This is a genomic window from Acutalibacter sp. (assembly GCF_056800975.1).
Genome location: NZ_JBQISV010000159.1, coordinates 1 through 2598, shown reverse-complemented (window position 1 = coordinate 2598; position 2598 = coordinate 1). Strand labels below are relative to the sequence as shown.

Sequence of the window (2598 nt, the reverse complement as noted above, 5' to 3'; positions counted from 1 at the left end):
CAAAGCAGTCGCTTTCTGCGTCGAAAATCCTCGTAATACGCAAGTATTACTTGCGGTTTTCTCCTTGAAATCGCCTCCTTTGGACCAAAAATCCGGCATTTTCTCTATTTTCAAACAAGCCCTAGCCCCACCCACCCCAAAACCCAGGAGGTCACCACCATGAAAACCGTCACCCTCGGCCGCACCGGCATTGCCGCCAACAAAACCGGCTTCGGCGCTCTCCCCATTCAGCGGGTCTCTCACGACTACGCCGCCAAGCTTCTCCGCAAGGCCTACGATGCCGGCGTCAACTTTTTCGACACCGCCCGCTCCTATTCCGACAGCGAGGAGAAAATGGGCCTGGCCCTTGCCGGCGTCCGCGAAAATATCTTTATCGCCACCAAAACCCCCTCTACTACTGTCGAAGGCTTCTGGCAGGACCTGGAAACCAGTCTGCGCCTGCTGAAGACCGATTATATCGACGTCTACCAGTTCCACAACCCCGCCTTCTGCCCCAAGCCCCAAGACGGCACCGGCCTTTACGAGGCCATGCTGCAAGCAAAGGAGCAGGGCAAAATCCGCCACATCGGCATCACCAACCACCGGCCCTGGGTGGCCGGGGAGGCGGTGCGCTCCGGCCTGTACGAGACCCTGCAGTTCCCCTTCTGCTACCTGGCCGCAGAGAAGGATATCGACCTGGTGAACCTGTGCCGGGAGAACAACGTGGGCTTCATCTGCATGAAGGCCCTCTCCGGCGGGCTGATTACCAACGGCGCGGCGGCCTATGCCTGGCAGAACTCCTTTGACAACACCCTGCCCATCTGGGGCGTGCAGCGTGAGGAGGAGCTGGACGAGTTTTTGGGCTACATGGCCTCCCCCACGCCCCCCAGCATGGAGGACCCTGCCGTAAAGGCGGTAATCGAGAAAGACCGCCGGGAGCTGATCGGCAATTTCTGCCGGTCCTGCGGCTACTGCCTGCCCTGTCCGGCCAACATCAACATTCCCCAGTGCGCCCGCATGAGCCAGCTCATCCGCCGCAGCCCCTCGGCCAACTGGCTCACCCCCGAGGCCCAGTCCATGATGCAGAATGTGGAGAACTGCCTGGAATGCGGCCAGTGCAAAGCCAAATGCCCCTACGAGCTGGACACCCCCGCCCTGCTCAAGCAAAACCTGGCGGACTACAAGGACATTCTGGCAGGCAAAGCCCAGGTCTGAGCCCACCCAGTCTGCGGAGCCGCCCGTGCCCCACAGTACACAGTGGCGGCGCAATACCCCGCCGACCGAGCTACCCATGACGGCCCCAGCTGTAAGGAGCCCAACTGTCAGCCCACTCGCCCCCGGCAAAGAACCCCACTCCCCGCCGGACACACCAACACCGCCCAGTCCGCGGAGCCGCCCGCGCCCCACAACACACAACGGCGGCTCAGCACCCTGTCGGTCGGGCGCGCCTATGGGGCCCCCAGCCGTCAGCCTGCGCATGCAGGTGCGAAAACGCCCTCCCGCTGTTCCGGTGGGAGGGCAATTCTTTTTTTTGAAAAAGGGGTTGACTCTCCCCCAACGTAATGGTATATACTGTAGCCTGTCAGGAGGGATGAAGATGTGGACAGTCCAACAGGTCAGCCGGCTGGCGGGGGTGAGCGTGCGCACGCTGCACCATTATCACGCCGTGGGGCTGCTTCCGCCTACAGCGGTCACCGGCGCAGGTTACCGGCTGTATGACGGCAGGGCTCTGGAACGCCTGCGGACTATTCTGCTGTTCCGGGAGCTGGAATTTTCCCTGAAGGAGATCAAGACCATTCTGGACAGCCCGGACTTTGACCAGGACAAGGCTCTGGACCAGCAGATCACCCTGCTGACCCTGAAAAAAGAGCGTTTGGAGGGGTTGATCCTCCTGGCAAAAAAGCTGAGAGAGAAAGGAAGCGAAAGCATGGATTTTTCTGCGTTCGACGCCAGCAGGCTGGACCAGTATGCCGCCCAGGCCAAAGCCGCCTATGGGGGCACCGGGGAGTACCGGGAGTTTGAGGAGAAAAGCAAGGGCCGCACCCCAGAGGAGTCCCGGCAGCTGCAGGCCCGGCTCATGGAGCTGTTCGCCCAATTCGGCAAAATGCGCGCCCTGCCCCCAGAGTCCCCGGAGGTTCAGGCCCAGGTGCAAGTCCTGCGGGACTTCATCAGCCGGCACTATTACACCTGCTCCCGGCAAGTGCTCTCCGGGCTGGGGACCATGTACGCCGGCGGCGGAGAGATGACCGCCAACATCGACCAGGCCGGAGGCAGCGGCGCCGGTGCCTTTGTATGCCAGGCCATACAGGTCTACTGCGCCCAGGAGGACCAGCCCGGCTAAAGCAGCCAGCCCGGCGGCGGGTGTCGTTCATGCAGCAACGACATGCCCGCCGACCGGGCTTTTCTATGTTTACCTAACAGCTATTGGTGTACTTGTGGGCTGTACCGGCCCTGTTTGTGGGGACACAGTCTACCGCGCCCAGGGGGAATAGCCCCGCAGTCAAAAAAAGGCCCGGCGGCGGGTGTCGTTCATACGGCAACGAAGTGCCCGCCGACCGGGCTGTCCTATGTTTACCTAACAGCTATTGGTGTACTTGTGGGCTGTACTTGCCCTGTTTG

General features: G+C 61.5%; 2 protein-coding genes. Both read left to right on the top strand.

Features of this window, described 5'->3' with window-relative positions; genetic code table 11:
• Positions 1-159: 159 nt before the first annotated feature.
• Positions 160-1194: an aldo/keto reductase gene (locus ACTO5E_RS10755; RefSeq protein WP_482303540.1), complete on the top strand. Its 1035-nt coding sequence runs from the start codon at positions 160-162 to the stop codon at positions 1192-1194.
• Between the two features lie 382 nt (positions 1195-1576).
• Complete coding sequence (locus ACTO5E_RS10750; RefSeq protein WP_482303538.1) at positions 1577-2320, top strand: MerR family transcriptional regulator; 744 nt, start codon at positions 1577-1579, stop codon at positions 2318-2320.
• Positions 2321-2598: the final 278 nt, after the last annotated feature.